This window comes from Dryocola sharpae, assembly GCF_051307055.1.
Classification (GTDB): Bacteria; Pseudomonadota; Gammaproteobacteria; order Enterobacterales; family Enterobacteriaceae; genus Dryocola.
Genome location: NZ_CP149994.1, coordinates 3,931,942 through 3,952,854, shown reverse-complemented (window position 1 = coordinate 3,952,854; position 20,913 = coordinate 3,931,942). Strand labels below are relative to the sequence as shown.

Sequence of the window (20,913 nt, the reverse complement as noted above, 5' to 3'; positions counted from 1 at the left end):
CCCTCAGGGCCGGTTTTTTGCTAAGTAACGTCATAAAATTGACTACGAGGTCAAGAAGATTTCCTTCGCATAACCTTCTTAACGCATTCACTTATAAATCCTTTTTGCTGATGGGAAATATCCATGAACATTGATTCACCTTCCATTTTGAAAGGTAAAACTCCTCCCTCGTATGCAAACCCTGTTTTGTTTAGAGGATAAAATAGCGCAATCCTATACTCTGCTTCATGAGAAAATATATTTGGTTTAAAAAAAACAAGTTCTTCAGGAGTGAAGCTGTCTGGTGCCGTTCCTGGATGATAATAGATCACATCTTTCCCTTTAATTTCAGTACCCGGGAATCTGTGGTCTAAAAGAGAAAGTCTTTCTTGGAGGAGATCAACGTCGAATGCGATGCAGATATCAGCTTTAAAAGCAGCATAGAGTTCTGGCTCATCTTGCCGATTACTCAAACATATACAATAACAATGACGAGGCGATAGCGTAAACATGGGATCTGCAGTCATATCGTCAGGGTTAAGGGTGCGCCCATTAATTTTTATAGCAACTTGATAACGATCCGGAGTGAAAATTTTTTCCATTTCATTATCGCGCATTTTTTCGTTTTCCATGCGTGAATAATGCGTCAGGTCACACAGTCGTATCGGAGCTTCGTCGCGGATAACGGGGCCAAGAATCTTCTCCTTTCCATACAGATACCTGATATTCATCATCACCTCTGGCAATTTAGTTGAATGATTACAGATTAGTACTTTATGCCGGGTTTAACCGTCTGTAGTTATATCATTAGCTAAATGGTTGTGATCATTTCCTACTGCAAAAGCTACAGATTCGCTGATTAATTTTTTTGTTCGGGTATAGAATTTAATGCGGCTTTTTTGAACGGCCACGGGCACGCTGTCAGGCGATTCAGTCTGACGGAGCCCCGATTCATGAAACTGACCTCACTTGTTTTCCTGCCGGCTCTGCTGCCGGCATCCGTACTGGCCGGCACGGTCGTCTTCACCGACAGTCAGCATCTGCCGGCAAATCTGCCGCCGGACGTGCCGGTGGTACTTCTTGATGGTCCTGACCAACTGCAGGCCGAGATGTTCGGGGAACTGCCTGCAGACCCGCAGCAGGCCGAAGCACAGGTCAGGCAGGTTATGGCATCATCTGCCTGGCAACAAAAACAGCTGCAGCTGAATGATTCCTATCGCCAGGTGGTCCGGGCCTGGGAACTGGGCATTAAAAAAGTGCCGGCCGTGGTGTTTGATGACCGCGATGTGGTGTACGGCACCACGGATGTTGACGTGGCCACTTCCCTGCGTAACCGGGGGGGTGGTCAGTGAATACAAAACCTTCCCGCATCAGAACCACAGTGTGCTCGCTGGCGGTTGCCACGGTACTGGGTACGGCAACCGCGCCGGCAGCTGTTGCAGCACTTAACACGGCGCAGATTATTGCCAGCGCCGTATCGCAAAACTGTATCAGCTGGCGTGTCAGTGGCATCTGTTACTGGCTGTTCTGCACCCCCTTTGGCTGCAAGGTGCGCACGTCGGTCAAAGTCACCCACTTCATTCCTCAGGCAGTCGTTTCGACCTATGTCGCGCCGGGCGGCAACCCGTGGCAGGAAATGGCGTTTGTCAGCCAGACCGCCGGCGGGCTGGAAAGTGCCGTGACCAGCGGGCTTTCCGGTGTTTCTGCCGGAGGAGCCAATCCGGCAGACATGAAAAATCCCGGCCAGCGCAAGTCCGCCGTGCGTTTCAAGTATGCCGATGCGATTGGCCACCCGGCCACCTCCCTGATTGGCGGCAGTATTCCGGGCTATTCCTGTGATACCGCAGCCACCCCGTTAATGCCTTACTTCCTGAGTACGCTGGATTCGGCGGCCTGGCGCACGGGCGTACCGGAGTCCCTGTATCCGGAAGCGCTTGTGCCCGGCCAGCGGGAAATCGGCAGTCAGGCAGCAGCCAATATGTGGGGCAACATCTATCCCCGTTCGGGGTTTATCAGCCAGACCGATGATGACAAAGCCTCTGCCGTGGTGGCGCAGCGTGTGGCAGACATTATCACCCGCGCCGGGCAGCCCCATGTTTATCAGGTGCTCCAGGGCAGCCATCATGACGGGTACTGGCCACCGGGCGAAGTCACGGAAAACACCGGCACGCGCAATCACAAATGGCAGCGGCTGGCTCCCCACATGACTCAGTCATGTGCCGTCTTCCCGGACGGGAGCTATACCGCCGCGAGCGATAACAATGAAGCCTTTGCGTTCTGGCAGCCCTACAGCTGCTGCAAAAAGCGCGGGCAGAAATTTTTGGGCAGCACTGATATCTGATGAGGAAAACCGTGAAAAAAACACCTTCATTTTCAGCCGTTCGCTTAAGCCTGCTGCTGACCGGCTCACTGCTGACTGTCCTCCCGGGCGCGCACGCGGCCGATGATGACAATACCATCCTGGGCATGTCCCTGCCGCAGGTGAACAACAGCGCCATCGGTTACGGCAAGTCCGTCGATGGTGCGGTGTCGGACAAACTGTTCTACACCCTCGGCGGCGGCTCGGTCATTTCCCAGCCGGCCACGCGCGGCAATATGCAGAAGCTGGGGCTGAATACCGGCTGGAGCAGTGACCTGATGTGCGGCAATTTTGATCTGAAAACCACAGTCGGCAACCAGCTCAACGGCGTCACATCAGGCTTTAAAAACCTGATGGGCGACGTGATTCAGGGGGCCACCGGCGCGGTGGCCAGTCTGCCGGCGATGGTCATTCAGCGGGCTAACCCCGGTCTGTATGACATGCTCACCAACGGCGTGCTTCAGGCCAATGTGTCATTCGACAAGGCGCAACTCAACTGCCAGAACATGGCGAAAAAAATGATGGACTTCAGCGACAGCAGTAACTGGACGCAGCAGGCCATGATGGATGAGTACAAATCCATCGTAAACAGCGGTGATGCTGACGCAGTTCGTGTTGATGACGCAGGTCGCAAGGCCAGCGGCGCGTCAGGTAGTAACTGGGTTGGCGGCCAAAAACGTGGGGGGGCGGGGCAGCCCGCGATACGTGTCACCCATGACCTTGTCGCTGCCGGCTACAACATGATGAACGGTCTGCCCGTCACGTCTGATTCGACCGTGGGCGAAAGCAGCTGTAACGGTGGCGCATGCTCTAAATTCGGCAGCGCGGAAGAGGCGGCGGCCATGACCGTGAAGGTGCTGGGCGATCGCTCGATGCGCACCTGTGCCAACGCGAGTGAATGTACCAGCGGTGATGCGGATGACCAGCCCGGTACGACCGTTGCCGGCACCGGTTTTGCCCCACTGCTGGAAGAGGCAACCAAAGCCAACGCTGAGCAGCTGGTCAGGCTCGTCAACGGTACGGAAAAGCCCACGGCCGCGAATCTGGCGAAGCTGAAAACTGGCGGACTGCCGGTGACGGCCGGCGTGATTAAAGCCCTGCAGCGTGATCCGGATAACGCGGCCCTAACCGCCCGCCTTGCAGGCGAACTGGCCATGTCTGACACGGTGGAAACGGCGCTGCTGATGCGTCGCATGATGGTTACCGGTATGTCGGAGCCGAATGCCGCTGCCCAGCCAAAGGCCATTGATACCGCCGGCCAGCGCATTGAGGCGCTGGATCGGGAAATCGCGGCGCTGAAAAACGAGATGGAGATGAAGCGCGAACTGTCACGTAATTCTGTGCTGACCATTATCGACAGGGAGAATCAGCGCGTCGAAACCAACCCGCAGACCCAGTCCGATGACAATACCGACAGTCGCTTCAACCAGATGGCAGCGCCGCAGTCGGCTGAATGAGGGAATAAGGATGCGTAATAAAACGACTGTCAGGAAAGTCTTGACCCGTGCCGGCTTCTTCCTCGCCTGTATGGCGCTGTTCATGGTGGTCTCACTGATGATGGCTGACACCGCCATGAAACATCCGACTGAAGCTGCTGCATTCCGGAGCTGGATGCAGTCGACGCGTTACGGCTGGCTGATGTGGCGACTGGCGCTGTATGCGCTTGTTGCCTGGGGCCTCTGGAAAATCCGGCATGCGCCGGGTTTTCGGGAGGCATACCGGCGGCCGCTGCTGCGCATCAGTGTGGTCAGTGTGCTTTTTATCGCGTTGTGTGAGTACGCGATGTTTACCGGTCCGGGAGCCTGACGATGACAACAAACAGCTATCTTGAGTATTTTCTCACGCTGCTCGGCTGGGTGATCAATAACGGCCTGTGGAATGTCCTGCTGAGCACCGGGCTTTTTGTCCTGCCGCTGGCGTTTAAGGTGGTGGGGATCTGGCTCAAAGTCCGTGAAGAGGGGGAGGATGAAGGCAACAAGGGGATGCTGTCGCTGCCTCGTATCGAGAACGCGCTGTATGCCGGATTCCTGGTGATGATTGCCTGCTGCGTACCGCTGATTAATGTCAGCCTCAGTACGATGCAGTACGACACAACCCGGGCAAAGAGCTGTGGTGTGTGGACGCCAAAAGCGCCGGATGAAAGCGGGTATGCCGGCGTGGTCACCAGTCTCAACGACCAGACGGCCGCAGCACCGGTGTGGTGGGTGCTGATTCATAAACTCTCGAAAGGGGTAACCCAGGCGGCCGTGGCGACCATTCCCTGCCGCCCTGACATGCGGCAGATCCGCTTTGAAGTGCAGCATACGCGTATCGACAACAAAGCGCTGGCGCAGGAACTGCAGGACTTCACCAACGACTGCTATTCGGTTGCGCTGTATCTGTGGAAGCAACAGGATCAGGGCCAGACAAAGGACAAAACTACGCTGCGTGATATCGAATGGATTGGCAGCAGTACATTCCTGAGCCGGTACTATCCTTCGTTGCAGTCCAAACTGCCCCGGGCTGCGTTCCCATGGTCTGACAGCCGGGACAGTGGCCGGCCCAATACCGGAAGAGGAGGCTATCCCACCTGCAGCGAGTGGTGGAGCAGTACGGACACAGGACTGAAAGCGCGGGTGAAAGATCAGGCCGACCCCGATATGTGGCTGCGTATCTCGGCCGCAATGAAAATGTCAGGCTTTAACGACAGTGACTATCAGGAAGCCGTCATCCGTCGTCTGGTAAGCCCGGAAAGCCTGACTGTCTCACAGAATGGTCACGTGTATGCCGGCTATGGCGGCAATGCCGATTTTACCCTGGATAATGCCGCGGCGCGCGTGGCCTCCATTGGCGGTACGGCCCTCGGCAGTCTGGCCGCGTTCCCGGCGTTCGATGCGATGCGACAGGCGCTGCCAATGGTGCAGGCCATCCTGCTGATGGCAATATATGTCATGCTGCCGCTGATCCTGGCATTTGCGGCCTACGAATTCAAAACCGTTATTACGCTGACCTTTGTGATGTTTGCTCTTAACTTCCTGACATTCTGGTGGGAACTGGCGCGCTGGCTCGACAGCTGGCTGTTAACCGCGTTGTACAGTTCGGATACACACAGTCGGTTCAATATGGCGGGACTGCAGAACAGCTCAGATGACCTTATTATGAATCTGGTTATGGGCACTATGTTTCTGGTACTTCCTGCTGTTTGGTTAGGGGCATTATCATGGGCAGGAGTTACCATCGGGAATGCTTTAAGCTCAGCATATCAGCAAGGAACAGCAAAAGCTGAAAGCTCTGGAGGTAAGTTGGGAGAGGCTGGAGCTAATGCTGTTGCAAATAAAGCTATGAAGTAAGCGTAAATTGTCACAAATGAGTAAGGGGGAGCCCTTACTCATCCTCGTTAACCATACGCCCTGCAGCGTCGTACCATCCCCATCCATGCTGGCCATCACGATATTTTCCATAACCTGGCTGCTCTTCCATAAAGTTCTCACATGGTGCATTTTCACTTTCGGAGAGATGTTTTCTATGAGGTGAGAGCACGGCACTAATGAGAAACAATGATCCAAAAGTGAGGATTACAAAACATGCAATGGGTATCATTGGGATATGCCCACACCAAGACGGTAGACGATGAGTAGCCGCCCACGACACACACCGTTTATCCCAGTTTAATAGAGTAGTTCTGGCTCGTTTCCATATACCCGCAAAACGGACGCCACGATTCCAGGCGCGTTTCTCTTGAGACTGATACATCACCCCCTCCGAATTACGTGAATTCTAAAGGGACTATAGCGGAATTTTTGTGCAATTACGAACATCCATGATACCTGACTGAGAACACTAATTAATTCTTTAAAACTCATCAGGTTACTTTTTTCCAAATAGTTACAGCTTGTCATCGTTGAAAATGCATTATTATACTGTATTTATAAACAGTATAATTTGAGGGGGGCGAGTTATGCCAATTCCTTTAGAACAGACGATGTGTTGGGATAAAAGTTCGCAGAAAAATTCAGCAAACACACCGGTTTTGATGATGGCGGCGATAGCCAGACTTACAGGTAGCAATCCATCACTGGCATGTGTTCCTTTGTTTGGCGATGGGGTTTCATGTGGTTTCCCTTCTCCCGCTCAGGATTATGTTGAAAAGCGTCTTTCCCTGGATGACCTTTGTATCCGCTATCCAGAAAGTACTTACCTGGTGCGAGCAGAAGGGGATTCGATGCGTAACGCCGGTATCAGAGATGGAGATTTATTAATAGTTGAATGTATTCGTGAGGCCAAGCACGGTGATATTGTCATTGCAGCTGTAAATGGAGAGTTTACCTGTAAACGACTGCAGTTGTTGCCTTCTCCAGCCCTGTTGCCAGCTAATCCCGCATATTCAGCTATACCCCTGACTGACGACATCGAAACCGTTGTCTTCGGTGTGGTACGCCATCTTGTGCATTCATTCAAGTTTAGGGGCGCTTAGCAGTGTTCGCCCTAGTCGATGTTAACTCATTTTACGCTTCCTGCGAGACAGTTTTCAGACCAGATCTCCGTGGCAAACCTGTGGTGGTGCTGTCTAATAACGATGGCTGCATAATAGCCCGTTCCTCAGCAGCAAAATCACTTGGGTTAAAAATGGGCGATCCCTGGTTCAAGGTTGGTCGTGAGGCTGAGAAAAAGGGTGTTGTAGCATTTTCAAGTAATTACAGCTTATAGTAAGTTAAATGGAATGCAACATCTTCGGTATAAACTTTAATCAGTTGTTATGAACTGAAAGGGGAAGGCCGTGAACACTTCCATGCATTCCGCATCTGCTCTTCTGCTGACTGAGCAGTGGCTTACAATTCTTTCGAATTTAGGAAGAGCCAGCGCAACTATTAAAGCCTATCGAAGTGCCCTGACGCATTTTTTTGCCTTCTGTGAAATACACGACATTGCTCCTGAAAGAGCTTCCTTTGAAGACATTGCAGGATATATCCGACCTCAGCTCCCTGATATGCCGTCGTCCGTTGCAAGCGCCACGCTCCAGTTGCGCCTTTCAGCTCTTCGTCTCTGGTATGACTTTCTGGTTTATCAGGATATTTGCAGTCTCAACCCGTTACCCCGTTCGGGTTTGCCTGGTGCCATTTATACCGGACGCGGCCTGATCCCACGTATCAACCGACTCCCCGTTATTCCCGATGACGGGGAGTGGCTCAGGTTCCTGAAACACGTTTCTGCAGCGCCTCTGCGTGACCGACTGATGCTTGCTCTGGCTTATTATGGGGCGCTCCGACGTACTGAAGTGACGGCTCTGAGGCTTGAGGACATTGACCTGGCTCATCGCCTGATACGCATCCGGGCAGAAACGACGAAAAACAGACGGGAAAGAATGGTCTGCTATAGCGCCGACGTTGCGCCGGTACTGGCAAACCATTTTCAAAAGCTACGGCTGGAAGGCTGGTCAGGCGGTGCTTTGTTCCGTTCCGTCTCTGACCGTAATTACGGCGCTCCTCTCTCTTTCTGGAGCTGGAGTAAAACCGTACGGAAATGGGCGGCAGAGACTGATCAGCCAGACATCACCACGCATACTTTTCGTCACCTCCGGCTGACGCATCTGGCACGGGCCGGATGGAAACTGCATGAACTGGCTACTTATGCAGGGCACAGGGACCCACGTACAACACAAATTTATATTCATCTGTCGGGAACGGATATGGCTGCCCGCATGGCTGCTGCCGTCGCTGAAACCGACCGTAAGATTGCAGGGCTTATCTTTCAGGCGGGAGCCGTGTGATGAAAGCAGAAACAGGAATTCATAAAATTTATGTCCCCTTCAGGCGTTCAGATTATCAGCTGAATAATGTGTTAAGCATTGAAGAGCTTGAGGCATTAAGCACAGGGCACAAACGTATCTCTGCTTTGAGCAAGCAAGGTCCGCTGTCATCTTTACTGCGGCCACTTCAGGATATTGCCGCCCGCAGCGGTACGAGTGACAGACTCGTCAGGATTATCATTCCTGTCGTGCTGGCGGAAATACACCGGACAAGGAAACCCTGCTGGCTGTGGGATTCGGAAAAGTGGCTGACGTTGTGCCTGCAGCACCGTTCCGGCAGGCCCCTTATTGCGGCATTTGCCTTCCATCTTGGCCCGTTTCCCTCACCGTTCGACCTGCCGCATCATGGTGCTCCGTCGTTGTACGCCTGTGCCATCTATGGCCGGGACATTTTCATTCAGGAACTCAACCGGCTGACTGATACGCTTGTCTCGCTGGGATACAAACGACAGAACCAGAAAAACGCCCTGTCAGCCCTGCTGGGCATACTGATGATGATGAACAATAATCCTGAGCTTGAAAGCTTCACAACTGAACTCCTGTGGCGCGCGCAGAATTATCACGATCGGGGAATCGCACGAACAGTAGGCAGAGTTTCACATGCGCTGGCCGCAATGGGCATCCTCAAAAGTGCCGTACGTATGCGCAATTACCGTGAGTGGCACGAAAAACCCACAGAAAATATTGCCACAGAGTGGGTAACGTGGTGCCGGCGCTGGAGAGAAACGTCGGTGCTTCGGCCCCGGTCCAGAGAGAGCCAGTACAGCTTTATCCTCCGCTGCGGTCTGTGGCTCGCCCGCGAGCATCCGGAAATTCGCTCGCCGTCCGACTGGACAATGGAGATCTGCGCCAGCTTCATTGCTGCAATCGGAAGAATGAAGGTTGATGAACTTTCACTGGGTACAGAACGTGGGGTGCGCCGCTCTCCACGTTCCGGAGAGCCCATGCTGCCAAATTCCCGTGCCGGTTTCGTGTATGCCGTTCGTCGTTTTATGTTTGACTACGAACTCTGGGAATGGGGACGTCTGAAATTCAGTCCGGCCCGCCATCTCTCCACACCTGATACACCGCTCTTTCGTCAGGGCGTCAATCCGCGTGTTATTGATGATCCTGTATGGCTGAAACTGGTCTGGGCAAGCCTGAATCTGCGTCAGGAAGATTTGCTCAGTGAAATTCACTACCCCCTCTCTATGCTGCAGGCTATGGCAGTCATCTGGACGCATGCAGGGCTGCGTCAGAATGAGCTGATGCGCCTGACCGCTGGCTGCATCATTCCACAATCGGAAGATATTAACCGGGACGACGGCAGTACCATTCCTGCCGGGACTCTTTGCTATCTGAACGTGCCGGCCGGCAAGACATCTAAAGCCTTTGTTAAGCCGGTTTCTGCAGTGGTGAAAAAGTATGTCGATATCTGGCTGGCAGAACGACCAGAAGAACAGGCAGCTCTGACGGATGAACGCACCGGTGAAAAAGTCCGTTTTCTGTTTCAGTACCGGGGCAAACCGGTGGGAAGAGACATAATAAACCGCACCGTTATTCCGGTTCTCTGTGCCCGGGCAGGAGTGCCTGAGGAAGACAGCCGGGGCCCCATTACCAGCCACAGGGGACGCGCATCGGCCGTAACTGCCCTGGCCAGTGTTCCTCAGGGCATGTCTTTATACGAGCTGATGCAGTGGTCAGGACACTCTTCGCCGCAATCCACCATGCATTATATTCGAATACGCCCGACGCAGCTTGCTGCCTCTTTTGTTAAAGCTGACCGGGTAGCGCACATGATAAGCGTGCTGATTGATCATGACCCCGCAGCAACCAGCCTCACGGGACCTGCGACATATTATGATCTGGGCGACTCTTTCTGTACTAATCCCTTCTGGAGCAGTTGCCCGCACCGTATGGCATGCATCGGATGTGATTTTAATCTGCCAAAGAGAAGTGCAAGAGGACTGTTACTGGAAAGTAAGGCATCGGTAAAACATTATCTTGAAGAAGTGCCACTGACGCCCGATGAGAAAGAAGTAATAGAAGGTGATGTGGAAAAACTGAACGCCGCTCTTATGAAAACAGATATCCCACGTATTCTGTAGCAGGCCCTGACCGGAATTCACTTTATGTGTGTGAAGGACGGCGTAGTAAGGAGCTGCTACGCCGTAACGAAAGTAATAAAAAAGAGCTTATTTACTGAGCCATACTTCCATCTGCCGTATTTCTTCTTTCTAGGCGCTGATAATGCTTTCAGCCATCTTCCGCATTGCCGGTGATTTACCATAACGGAGTTCCGTTTCGGCCATGGCAATGGCTCCTTTGTGATGTTCAATCATGCTCCTGGCAAATGCCCTGTCTGCATCCGGGTCCTGTACGGCCTTTATCATTCCTTCGTGCATATTATTCATGCCGTCCATATAGGCCTCAGAAGACGGTGACATTCCGGCATGGTTTCCGTGTACTGCCTGCGCAGCCGTTGCCGGAAACACGACTGCGAGCATCAGCAATAAAATCATGTTACGCGGTTTCATACTCTCTTCCTTTATCGGAGTGCAGATTAGCGGCTATTTTCAGGTGCCTGTCTTTACCGGAAGAGCAGCCAGACAGGTTACTTACGCAACAGGCGCAGACCGTTTGCCACGACAAGCAGGCTTGCCCCCACATCCGCGAATACGGCCATCCACATGGTCCCCATACCTGCAATGGTCAGGGCCAGGAACACTGCCTTGATCCCAATAGCCATAACGATATTCTGAACCAGAATGTTATACGTCTGCCGGGAGAGTCGGACAAAAGCCGGAATTTTACGCAAATCATCATCCATGAGGGCCACATCGGCAGTCTCGATGGCGGTATCCGTGCCCATTGCACCCATGGCAAAGCCGATATCGGCGCGGGCCAGCGCCGGTGCATCATTGATGCCGTCGCCCACCATGCCGGTCGTGCCCTGCGCCGTAAATGTTTCTACAGCACGCAGTTTATCTTCCGGCAGTTGATCCCCCCGCGCCTCATCGATACCAACCTGACCGGCAATGGCCTGCGCAGTGTGCGCATTGTCTCCGGTCAGCATGAGCGTTTTAACACCCAGACTATGCAACTGACTTATCGCCTCGCGGCTGCTTTCCTTCACCGTATCAGCCACCGCAAACAGCCCTAGCACCTGATGAGTGTCACAGAGCATGATGACCGTTTTACCCCCGGTCTCCAGTTCCGTTAGTGCAGCCCTGACCGCTTCCGGACAGCGCACCGTTTCTTCAGCCAGCCTCAGATTGCCCAGACTGTAGGTTTGACCGTTGATGACGCCGCGCACGCCGCGGCCTGGCAGAGCCTCAAAGTTTTCCACTTCATAACGCTGAATGCCATCTGATGCCGCCGATACAGCCTGCGAAACCGGATGATCGGAGTAACCTGCCAGGCTCACAGCCAGACTGCGCCCCTCATCTTCTGCCACCCCGGTATAGATAATCGCATCCGTCTGTACCGGCTTACCGTGCGTCAGGGTGCCGGTCTTGTCGAGCGCCAGCCACTTCAGCTTTCGGCCTTCTTCAAGATAAACGCCGCCCTTGATCAATATCCCCCGGCGGGCTGCTGCCGTCAGGCCACTGACAATGGTCACTGGCGTGGAAATGACCAGCGCACAGGGGCAGGCGATAACCAGCATCACCAGCGCCTTGTAAATCCACTCCTGCCAGCTTTCACCTGCAATCAGCGGTGGGAGAACGGCAACTGCGACGGCAATAGCAAACACCACAGGGGTATAAATTTGTGCAAAGCGATCAACAAAGCGCTGCGTAGGGGCTTTTGCCCCCTGCGCTTCCTCCACGGCATGAATGATACGCGCCAGCGTGGTATTTCCGGCAGCGGCCGTTACACGGTACTCAAAGCCACCGGAGCCGTTGACCGTCCCGGCGAAGACCGGGTCACCTTCCCCTTTATCCACCGGCAGACTTTCGCCGGTAATAGGTGCCTGATTAATGGCGGTCCTGCCCCGGACCACCGTGCCGTCGAGAGCGATACGCTCGCCCGGTTTTACCCTGACCACGCTGTTAAGGGATACAGACCTGGCCTCAGTTTCTTTCCAGGAGCCGTCCGGTTGCTGAACCGTGGCCGTTTCAGGCGTCAGCTTCATCAGAGAGCCGATGGCATTGCGGGCGCGATCAAGAGATTTCGCTTCAATCAGTTCCGCAATCGTGAACAGCACCATTACCATGGCGGCTTCAGGCCACTGTCCGAGCGCCAGCGCCCCGGTGACGGCAATACTCATCAGGGCGTTGATATTCAGGTTGCCGTTGCGAAGAGCAATCCAGCCTTTTTTGTACGTGGACAGGCCACAGGCCGCAACGGCAGCCAGAGCAAGAGCCGCTTCCAGCCATTCCGGCATGCCCGCCCAGTGCATGGCTTCGGCGGCGATTGCCGCCACACCGGCAAGCGCGAGCGGCCACCAGTGTTTTTTCTTTTCCTCAGTGACCGCGTGCCGGCCATTACTGTCAGGAAGTTCAGGTTCAAAGCCCAGAGAACGAATGGCGGCCAGAACCGGCTCCAGCGTATCCGGTGCGTGAACCACCGTCAGTACACGCTGCATAAGATTGAAATCCAGTTCCTTGACGGCTGACATGCCGTCCAGCTTTTTACGGATCATGCCCTCTTCAACCGGGCAGTCCATCTGCATGATCCTGATACTGGTACGCACCCCGTCAGCGGTCACCTGCTGCGTCTGCAGCTCACCGAATGTGACAGGGGCAGGCGAGCAGCAGGAACCGCCGGTATTTTCCGCCTCACGGCCTGAGCAGCAGCTGCCTTCAGGCTGCATTGCTTTATCAATCGGTTCCGGGTCAAAACCCAGCGAGCGCACCGCCTGCAGAACCGGTTCCAGCGCCTGCGGTGTATGGGTCACGGTAAGCACCCTCTGTATCAGATTGAATTCAAGATTGCTGACGGCAGGTAATTTTGCCAGTTTTTTTCGGAGGAGCGTCTCCTCCGTCGGGCAGTCCATCTGCATGATGCGCAGACGCGTCTGAACGTCATCGTTGCGGGGAAGCTCTGCAACCGGTTCGGACATCTGGCTCAGGCCGTCCGTTGAGCAGCAGCTCCCGGTGCTGCAACAGGCCGGTGTGGTCTGAGTCGTTTTTGGTGGCATTTTCCCTGAAGCCTCAGTCGGGGCAGTGGCGGTATTTTTAACAGACGCCTCCTCTCCGGTTGCGGCTGATCCACATTTTTTATTACTGCAGCAGTCACTCATTTTTTTATCCCGTTCATAACGTATACTGGCATTAAAGACCCTGATGTAACTACAGGGTCAAGCTCAGAAGAGGTGTGATATGAAAATTGGTGAACTGGCCCGCCAGGCGGGATGTCCTGTAGAGACGGTACGTTATTATGAGCGAGAGGGGCTTCTGCAGGCCGCATTGCGGGACCAGACTAATAACTACCGCCATTACGATAGCGCACATCTCGAAAGGCTTATGTTTATCCGGCGCTGCCGGGCGCTCGATATGACCCATGAAGAAATCCGGGTGTTGCTGCAGGCGCGCAGCCAGCCAGACGCAGACTGCGGTACGGTTAATGCCCTGATAAATGAACATCTGAACCACGTTCAGGCCCGTATTCGTGAACTAAATATGCTGGAAAAACAACTATTTGAGCTCCACAGCCACTGCAATGCCAACCGGGCAACACGGGACTGCGGTATTCTGCGCGAACTGGAGCAGGCAGAAGAGCCTGAGGATATCGTGCCGGTTATCACTGCAGGTCATCTGGCCGGAAGCCACTCTTACTGATGCTGCTTTCTGCCATAAGTAGAACGGTTCACTAAAGAAACAGGCTTTTTTTGTGATGTTACTTCGTCATGCCCGACCATTAAGGCAGCTGAAAGTGTGCTGCCGTTAAAATCTGTGTGATATCGTTTAACCGCTATTCCCTCATTAAGCTGTACTGAAAAGCCTGTAAGCACGTCAAAACATATATGAATTTATAAATATAAAGTTGACCTTTCGTCTGCAGCAGACGAGACTTGTTGCTGTCCGCCACGAAGGAGAAATTATGCCGTCACTGCTGCCCCTGCAACTTTTTAAGAATCTTTCTGACGAAACCCGGCTCAGCCTGGTGCTGTTGTTGCGCGAAAAAGGGGAGCTTTGCGTCTGCGAGCTTGTATCTATCCTGAAAGAAACACAGCCAAAAATATCGCGGCACCTGGCCCTGCTCAGAGAGAGTGGACTGCTTATCGACAGGCGCGACGGCAAGTGGATCCATTACCGGTTATCGCCACACATGCCTGCGTGGGCAGCAGCGGTCATTGAGCAGGCATATCTGTGTCAGCGGGATGAAATTCTTCATCTCAGTCAGCAGGCTGAGCGTGATAACGCAACCACCAACGGCAAAGCTGTCTGCATGTAAAAATTTTATCTAAACACATTCGATTAAACGCATATATTTACAGGGTACAGTTAGCAGCCCGCTTCAACGGGCAGTTATAATTAAGAAGGAGAGGGTATGTTTCTGGCGGGTGCGATTTTTATTCTGACGCTGGTACTGGTTATCTGGCAGCCGAAAGGACTCAGTATTGGCTGGAGTGCCGTTATCGGCGCCGCGCTGGCGCTGCTGACCGGCGTAGTACAAATCGGGGATATTCCGGTGGTCTGGCAGATTGTCTGGAACGCCACGGCCACGTTTATTGCGGTCATCATTATCAGCCTGCTGCTCGATGAGTCCGGCTTTTTTGAATGGGCCGCGCTGCACGTTTCCCGCTGGGGAGGCGGCAGGGGCCGGCTGCTGTTCACGTATATCGTTCTGCTGGGTGCGGCAGTGGCGGCGCTGTTTGCCAATGACGGAGCCGCGCTAATTCTGACGCCGATCGTTATCGCCATGCTGCTGGCGCTGGGCTTCAGCCCCGGGGCCACGCTGGCGTTTGTGATGGCGGCCGGGTTTATCGCCGATACCTCCAGCCTGCCGCTCATCGTGTCAAACCTGGTCAACATCGTCACGGCAGACTTCTTTAAACTGGGTTTCAGCGAGTATGCCTCGGTGATGGTGCCGGTGAATATCGCGTCCGTGGCCGCCACGCTGGTGATGCTGCACCTGTTTTTCCGCAGGGACATCCCGGACACTTACGACCTGGCGAAGCTGAAGGCGCCGCGTGAGGCCATTCGCGATGCGCGTACCTTTAAAACCGGCTGGATTGTTCTCATCCTGCTGCTGATCGGCTTCTTTGCCCTCGAACCACTCGGCGTGCCGGTCAGCCTTGTGGCCGCGGTGGCGGCGTTTATTCTCTGGCTGGTAGCCCGGAAAGGCAATGTGATTGATACCGGAAAGGTACTGAAAGGTGCGCCCTGGCAGATCGTTATCTTCTCGCTGGGCATGTACCTGGTGGTATACGGACTACGCAATGCCGGGCTAACTGATTACCTTTCTGCCGCCCTGAACCGGTTTGCCGAGCATGGCGTCTGGGGCGCAACGCTCGGCACCGGCTTTCTGACGGCGGCGCTTTCATCAGTCATGAACAACATGCCTACCGTGCTGGTTGGCGCGCTCTCCATTGACGGCAGCACCGCTCAGGGCGTGGTGAAGGAGGCGATGATTTACGCCAACATCATCGGCTGCGACCTCGGTCCGAAAATCACCCCTATCGGTAGCCTCGCTACCCTGCTGTGGCTGCACGTCCTGGCACAGAAAAACATAACCGTCAGCTGGGGCTACTACTTCCGCGTGGGCATCGTGATGACCCTGCCGGTACTGTTTGTGACGCTGGCTGCGCTGGCCCTGCGCCTGTCTGTTTAACCTTAACCCCGGAGCTGTGCCTGTGCAGCGCCTTTATGGAGTAACGCTCATGACTGACATTACCATTTATCACAATCCGGCCTGCGGGACGTCCCGCAATACCCTGGCGCTTATCCGCAACAGCGGCACCGAGCCCACGGTGATTCTGTATCTGGAAACACCGCCGTCGCGCGACGAGCTGAAAAAGCTGATTACGGACATGGACATTAGCGTGCGTGCCCTGCTGCGTAAAAATACCGATCCCTACGAGCAGCTCGGCCTGGCTGAAGACCGGTTCAGCGATGAAGAACTGCTCGATGCGATGCTGGCTCATCCGATCCTCATTAATCGTCCGGTGGTGGTGACGCCGCTGGGAACGAAGCTCTGCCGCCCCTCCGAAGTGGTTCTGGGCATACTGCCGGACCCGCAGAAGGGAGCGTTTACCAAAGAGGACGGCGAAGCAGTCATTGATGAGCAAGGGAATCGCGTCAGCCACTGATGTTTCCCTTGGCTGTGACAGGGAAAATGTGAAAAAGCCGGCAGATGCCGGCTTTTTTATATGCTGCGCTGGTTTACCCGCTCAGAGAGCTGCGCAGCACTCTCCTTCCTTTCGCTGTAGCGGTCGGTGAGATAACCACTACGACCGCGCGTCAGCAGGGTGAACTTCATCAGTTCCTCCATGACGTCCACTATGCGGTCATAATACGGAGAAGGCTTCATGCGGCCGTCCTCATCAAACTCGGCCCAGGCTTTTGCAACGGATGACTGGTTCGGGATAGTGATCATCCGCATCCAGCGCCCAAGAATACGCATCTGGTTTACGGCGTTGAAAGACTGTGAGCCTCCGCTGACCTGCATGACAGCAAGGGTTTTCCCCTGCGAGGGCCGGACCGCCCCGGACGTCAGCGGTATCCAGTCAATCTGCGTCTTCATGATGCCGGTCATGGCACCGTGACGCTCAGGAGAGCACCAGACCATCCCTTCAGACCAGAGCACTAGCTGGCGCAGCTCTGCGACCTTCGGATGCGTCTCAGGTACATCATCCGGCAGCGGCAGGCCGGACGGATTGAATAACTTCACCTCCGCGCCCATGGCCGTCAGCAGCCGTGCGGCCTCTTCCGTGGTGAGTCGGCTGTAAGAGCGCTCCCGAAGCGAACCGTAGAGCATCAGTATGCGGGGCGGATGCGCCACCTCTTCGGCCTTTAATTTCTCTTCCGAAAGGGGCGTATCCAGGAGTGTCAGATCGATATTGTTCAGGGCATCATTCACGTTATTCACAATGGAGTCTCTTTATGGGAAATCTCGGTAGACAGGCTGCAGCTACTGCCACCGGCGCAGCACTCTTCAGTGAGAAAAGCCATCAGCTGCTCAAGCTGCGCATAGCAAGGTCTGCAGAACAAGGTACGACTCTGCCGTTCCTGGCTTATGAGTCCAGCGGACATCAGCGCTGAAAGATGATGGCTGAGCGTGGAGGCAGGAATCTCAAGGTGCTTCTGCAGTTCGCCAACCGGCAGGCCTTCATGACCAGCCCTGACCAGCTCCCGGTATATGCGGAGACGTGTCGGGTGGCCCAGTTCTCGAAGTGCGTTTGCTGCGGTGTGTAAATCCATGCGGCCTCCTTTAACTATATTTCCAGAATAATAGAAATATGGAAGCCGTCAAACATTTTTTTCGTGAAGGGTAGATGCTCCATGGTCCCGGTTCTGCACAACAGAGCCAGAATGACGCTGCCAGAGGACCACAGAAATCGCCGTAATGATCAGGGTCAGGATGAAGGAAAAAAGCAGCGTGCCGGGTATACCGTAGCGCTCCAGCAGTATGGCATACGCAGACGGAGCCAGTGCCGCGAGAAAAAATGCCGGCGACAACAGTATTCCTGTTTTGCGGGCGTACTGCTGCGGATCAAACAGCACAAGAGGAAGTACGGCCTTCACGATCGTATTCAGTCCGTTTACGGCCCCATAGCCCAGAACGAAAAAGGCTGTAGCCACAGGAGTAATGCTGCCTGCAAGGCCGGTCAGAAAACAGAGGGGAAGCAGGATACCGGTTATAAGGTTCAGGCGTATCGCGGAGATTCGTGCACCTGAAACTACACCCAGCAGACGGGCACCTAACTGCCCCACTCCCCACAGCATGCCAGCCAGAGCAGGCACGCCATAAGAGGCCAGTATCCGGGGAAAATGTGTGGACACGCCGGTGGAGACAAAGCTTATCAACGCTATCAGAGTGGCATACCACAGGCCGCTGATGAGTGCTTTTGTGTCCTCTGATGTTGCTGTTGCGTCAGCCGAATGGCCGGATCGCCCTGTTACGGGAAGTTTTACCCGACTGCCTGCCGGAACGGCAGTTAAAAAAAACAGGCTCAGCAGGCCCGCACAGCCATAAATGATGACGGCATGCCGCCAGTCGGTGACGTGAAGAAGCGCTGCGCCAGCAGGCCAGAAAGCGGCCGACGCGAGACCGCCCAGCAGGGTGACCAGAGAGATTGCCTTGCGAGCCTCTGCGCCTGCGGTTTCCACAAGCATGGCAAAAGCGGCGTCATACAGAGCAAGCCGCATGCCCGCGCCTGTCAGGATCCAGACGGCATCCCACGCTAATGTTGAATAGGTAAACGCCATCAGAAAACACCCGATGGTTATAGCCAAAGTTCCCGCCATCATCAGGGTGCGTCCACCGGTACGGGCCATTACGGGACCGATAAGCGGTGAAACCAGCCCCATAACGAGCATGGCAACGCTCAGGCCGGAGAATGTCTCACCGGAAGACCAGCCTGTTTCCGCCATGATGGCGGCTCCGAAGACACCCGGCATGTAGAACGTAATACCCCAGTTGATAAGCTGCGTCATGCCGATGCAGAAAATGGTGCGGCCTGTCAGATATCCTTGTGTCATTCTGTACTTTCCGGAAGCGTAGCGTCGCCATGCCCGAGCGTACGCTGCAGGATAACCGTATCGAGCCAGCGCCCATGCTTGAATCCTACAGACCTGAGGGTGCCAGTGATGCTGAAGCCTGCAGCGCGGTGAAGAGCAAGGGAGGCAGTATTTTCACTGTTCCCCACCACCGCTACAAGTTGCCGAAAACCACGGGCTTCTGCCCATCCTACTGCACGGGATAGCAGCATTTTTCCAATGCCCCGCCCCTGATACGTGGCATCAACATATACAGAGTCTTCCAGAGTAAAGCGATAGGCGCACCGTTCCCGGTATAGAGACAAATAGCAGTATCCTCGAACAATTCCTCCGTCAACCGCCACCAACCAGGGCAGTCCTGCTGCATGTACCTTTTTCAGCCGGGCTGCCATTTCAGCCTCACCCGGCGGTTCGGTTTCAAAAGTGGCGGTGCCGTGTAATACGTGATAAGCATAAATCTGTTGTATAGCGGGAATATGTCGTTCATCTGCTTCGGTTATTTCCATCAGTACAGCTCCCTTTCAGATCAGAAACAGAGACTAACCCGGATGAATCATTTCAGACAGGCAGCAGGGCTTATCAGCGTTATGAGGAAAACTTTGGCATGGCAACACTGAACCTCGATCATCTGGCTACCTTCAGGCTGGTCATCAGCCGGGGCAGTTTCTCGGGGGCGGCAGAAGTACTTGGCTTGTCGCAACCGGCAGTGAGCCTGCAGATAAGACAGCTGGAGCAGACGCTTAAGGTCAGGCTTATTGAGCGAACCAGCCGGGGAGTAAGACCAACGACTGCCGGTTTGACTCTCGCTGAACACTGCATGAAAATTGATGCGGTGGTAAGCGGAGCGGTTGAAGCGGTTTCCCTGCATTCAGACGAAATAACCGGCACCGTTACTGTCGGCACAGGCGCAACAGCCTGTATCCATCTGCTACCTCACTTACTGCAGCAACTTCGACAGACCCATCCCCTGCTGAAGGTGGATGTACGCACAGGCAATACTTCAGATATTGTACGGGGAGTGGAGGAAAACCGTATAGATATTGGTCTGGTAACGCTGCCGGCAGCCGGTAAATGCCTGAGTGTCAGCCCGCTGGGTACGGATGAGTTTGTTGTAATCATGGAAAAGGACACCTCGGAGCAGAGTGCAAAACCGCTGTCTCCTGATACCCTTTTGCCACTGCCGCTGATTGTATTTGAACCCGGAAGTGCCACACGCGATCTGATTGACGGATGGTTCAGCGATGCAGGGCATACTGTCAGCCCGGTTATGGAGCTTGGCAGTATTGAAGCCATTAAAAGGATGGTTCGTTCCGGCCTGGGTTACAGCATCGTTCCCCGTATGTCCGTTGCAAGTCATGAAGAAAGGCAGGGTCTCAGTCTTTACTCAGTAACGCCATCGCTTCACCGGACTCTGGGGACAGTGATGCGGGAGGATCGGATTGTCAGCAGGGGCATAAGTGAAGTACTGAACAGACTAAGTAAGATCTTTCCTGAATCAAAATAAATTTTTAACATGCCCTGACACAGAAAGTCCTGATAGCTGCTTGTTTTACGAGCTGTCGTTCCGCTATAAATTCAAATAAATCAATAGTCCATTATTTTAATGATATTTGTGTCGCCCCACGCTTCTTGCTTCGTCCGTAAAGTCAGACAATACTACTGTAAATACGTACAGCATTTTGACAGGGATTTTTGCTATGTTTCACGCCTTTGAGTTGATGCACCCGGCGGATAATCCGCCGCCCAGCTACAGGCCCCTTTTCCTGGAACGCGTACCCTGCGGTTTTCCCTCTCCTTGCCAGGACTATGCGGAGCAGGAACTCGACTTAAACGAATATCTAATAGCCCACAGGGCAAGCACCTTTTTCCTGCGCGCACAGGGCAACAGCATGCAGGATATAGGACTTTACGACGGCGATCTGCTGATAGTCGATCGGGCACTCAGGCCTGAGCACGGCGACGTGGTTATCGCTGTACTGTACGGCGAATTTACGGTCAAGCGCCTTCTTATTACCCAGAAAGGGCCGGTATTGCAGCCGATGAATCCCGCCTATCCTGTTATTATCCCAGACCCGGATACCCTGGAAATTTTCGGCGTAGTGGCGCACTTCGTGCACACTCCGCGCCGGAGAAACTGATATGTG

The 20,913-nt window shown here is 54.2% G+C and carries 21 protein-coding genes and 1 pseudogene; 15 read left to right on the top strand and 7 right to left on the bottom strand.

What is annotated here, in order from left to right:
* Positions 1–50: 50 nt before the first annotated feature.
* Positions 51–596, bottom strand: coding sequence for a hypothetical protein (locus tag WLO31_RS18880; protein WP_223151192.1), 546 nt, complete (start codon positions 594–596; stop codon positions 51–53).
* Between the two features lie 336 nt (positions 597–932).
* On the opposite strand from WLO31_RS18880, the gene WLO31_RS18875 reads away from it, so the two are divergent.
* The 9 genes and pseudogenes from WLO31_RS18875 (at position 933) to WLO31_RS18835 (ending at position 10,210) form a co-directional block, all read left to right on the top strand.
* Complete coding sequence (locus tag WLO31_RS18875) at positions 933–1,331, top strand: TIGR03757 family integrating conjugative element protein (protein WP_006785980.1); 399 nt, start codon at positions 933–935, stop codon at positions 1,329–1,331.
* Positions 1,328–2,320, top strand: coding sequence for a TIGR03756 family integrating conjugative element protein (locus tag WLO31_RS18870; RefSeq protein ID WP_020899220.1), 993 nt, complete (start codon positions 1,328–1,330; stop codon positions 2,318–2,320). The genes WLO31_RS18875 and WLO31_RS18870 overlap by 4 nt, the downstream gene beginning before the upstream one ends.
* Complete coding sequence (locus tag WLO31_RS18865) at positions 2,320–3,795, top strand: integrating conjugative element protein (protein ID WP_020899219.1); 1,476 nt, start codon at positions 2,320–2,322, stop codon at positions 3,793–3,795. Before WLO31_RS18870 ends, WLO31_RS18865 begins: the two co-directional genes overlap by 1 nt.
* A 10-nt stretch (positions 3,796–3,805) precedes the next feature.
* A complete protein-coding gene (locus WLO31_RS18860; RefSeq protein WP_020899218.1) occupies positions 3,806–4,144 on the top strand; it encodes a hypothetical protein in 339 nt (112 codons plus the stop codon).
* A gap of 2 nt (positions 4,145–4,146) precedes the next feature.
* On the top strand, positions 4,147–5,667 hold the full coding sequence (locus WLO31_RS18855) for a conjugal transfer protein TraG N-terminal domain-containing protein (protein WP_006785984.1): 1,521 nt from the start codon (positions 4,147–4,149) through the stop codon (positions 5,665–5,667).
* A 686-nt stretch (positions 5,668–6,353) separates the two neighbouring features.
* Positions 6,354–6,791 (top strand): translesion error-prone DNA polymerase V autoproteolytic subunit, encoded by a 438-nt coding sequence (umuD, locus tag WLO31_RS18850; RefSeq protein ID WP_029376740.1) that lies wholly within the window; start codon positions 6,354–6,356, stop codon positions 6,789–6,791.
* Between the two features lie 2 nt (positions 6,792–6,793).
* A pseudogene (locus WLO31_RS18845) lies at positions 6,794–7,021 on the top strand (DNA polymerase V subunit UmuC); the annotation flags it as partial.
* Positions 7,022–7,106: 85 nt separating this feature from the next.
* Positions 7,107–8,084, top strand: coding sequence for a tyrosine-type recombinase/integrase (locus WLO31_RS18840; RefSeq protein ID WP_023202702.1), 978 nt, complete (start codon positions 7,107–7,109; stop codon positions 8,082–8,084).
* The gene (locus WLO31_RS18835; protein ID WP_006785987.1) at positions 8,084–10,210 is read left to right on the top strand and encodes a tyrosine-type recombinase/integrase; all 2,127 of its coding nucleotides are present in this window, start codon (positions 8,084–8,086) and stop codon (positions 10,208–10,210) included. Before WLO31_RS18840 ends, WLO31_RS18835 begins: the two co-directional genes overlap by 1 nt.
* A gap of 129 nt (positions 10,211–10,339) precedes the next feature.
* On the opposite strand, the gene WLO31_RS18830 is transcribed toward WLO31_RS18835, so the two are convergent.
* Both WLO31_RS18830 and WLO31_RS18825 read right to left on the bottom strand, forming a co-directional pair.
* On the bottom strand, positions 10,340–10,639 hold the full coding sequence (locus WLO31_RS18830) for a DUF305 domain-containing protein (protein ID WP_006785988.1): 300 nt from the start codon (positions 10,637–10,639) through the stop codon (positions 10,340–10,342).
* Between the two features lie 77 nt (positions 10,640–10,716).
* Entirely contained in the window at positions 10,717–13,167 is a 2,451-nt protein-coding gene (locus tag WLO31_RS18825; protein ID WP_006785989.1) for a heavy metal translocating P-type ATPase, read from the bottom strand.
* A 259-nt stretch (positions 13,168–13,426) separates the two neighbouring features.
* Between WLO31_RS18825 and cadR the strand changes: the two genes are divergently transcribed.
* The 4 genes from cadR to arsC all read left to right on the top strand — a co-directional run bounded on the left by cadR (position 13,427) and on the right by arsC (position 16,359).
* On the top strand, positions 13,427–13,885 hold the full coding sequence (gene cadR, locus WLO31_RS18820; RefSeq protein ID WP_006785990.1) for a Cd(II)/Pb(II)-responsive transcriptional regulator: 459 nt from the start codon (positions 13,427–13,429) through the stop codon (positions 13,883–13,885).
* Positions 13,886–14,147: 262 nt separating this feature from the next.
* Complete coding sequence (locus tag WLO31_RS18815; protein ID WP_006785991.1) at positions 14,148–14,501, top strand: metalloregulator ArsR/SmtB family transcription factor; 354 nt, start codon at positions 14,148–14,150, stop codon at positions 14,499–14,501.
* 96 nt (positions 14,502–14,597) lie between these two features.
* Positions 14,598–15,881, top strand: coding sequence for an arsenic transporter (locus tag WLO31_RS18810; RefSeq protein ID WP_006785992.1), 1,284 nt, complete (start codon positions 14,598–14,600; stop codon positions 15,879–15,881).
* A 49-nt stretch (positions 15,882–15,930) separates the two neighbouring features.
* Positions 15,931–16,359, top strand: a complete 429-nt coding sequence (gene arsC / locus WLO31_RS18805) for a glutaredoxin-dependent arsenate reductase (protein WP_006785993.1) — start codon at positions 15,931–15,933, stop codon at positions 16,357–16,359.
* A 56-nt stretch (positions 16,360–16,415) separates the two neighbouring features.
* Here arsC and arsH read toward each other — a convergent pair whose 3' ends face one another.
* The 4 genes from arsH to WLO31_RS18785 are packed head-to-tail and all read right to left on the bottom strand — an operon-like array spanning position 16,416 to position 19,275.
* Complete coding sequence (gene arsH / locus WLO31_RS18800) at positions 16,416–17,138, bottom strand: arsenical resistance protein ArsH (RefSeq protein ID WP_006785995.1); 723 nt, start codon at positions 17,136–17,138, stop codon at positions 16,416–16,418.
* The gene (locus WLO31_RS18795; RefSeq protein WP_006785996.1) at positions 17,135–17,470 is read right to left on the bottom strand and encodes an ArsR/SmtB family transcription factor; all 336 of its coding nucleotides are present in this window, start codon (positions 17,468–17,470) and stop codon (positions 17,135–17,137) included. Before WLO31_RS18795 ends, arsH begins: the two co-directional genes overlap by 4 nt.
* A 48-nt stretch (positions 17,471–17,518) precedes the next feature.
* Entirely contained in the window at positions 17,519–18,751 is a 1,233-nt protein-coding gene (locus WLO31_RS18790) for an MFS transporter (RefSeq protein ID WP_006785998.1), read from the bottom strand.
* Positions 18,748–19,275 carry a GNAT family N-acetyltransferase gene (locus WLO31_RS18785; protein WP_020899215.1) on the bottom strand — a complete coding sequence of 176 codons (528 nt, stop codon included), beginning with the start codon at positions 19,273–19,275 and terminating at the stop codon, positions 18,748–18,750. The genes WLO31_RS18790 and WLO31_RS18785 overlap by 4 nt, the downstream gene beginning before the upstream one ends.
* A gap of 98 nt (positions 19,276–19,373) precedes the next feature.
* On the opposite strand from WLO31_RS18785, the gene WLO31_RS18780 reads away from it, so the two are divergent.
* Together WLO31_RS18780 and umuD (WLO31_RS18775) are read left to right on the top strand one after the other, a co-directional pair.
* The gene (locus WLO31_RS18780; RefSeq protein ID WP_006786000.1) at positions 19,374–20,273 is read left to right on the top strand and encodes a LysR family transcriptional regulator; all 900 of its coding nucleotides are present in this window, start codon (positions 19,374–19,376) and stop codon (positions 20,271–20,273) included.
* Positions 20,274–20,466: 193 nt separating this feature from the next.
* The gene (gene umuD, locus WLO31_RS18775) at positions 20,467–20,907 is read left to right on the top strand and encodes a translesion error-prone DNA polymerase V autoproteolytic subunit (protein WP_006786002.1); all 441 of its coding nucleotides are present in this window, start codon (positions 20,467–20,469) and stop codon (positions 20,905–20,907) included.
* Positions 20,908–20,913 lie beyond the last annotated feature (6 nt).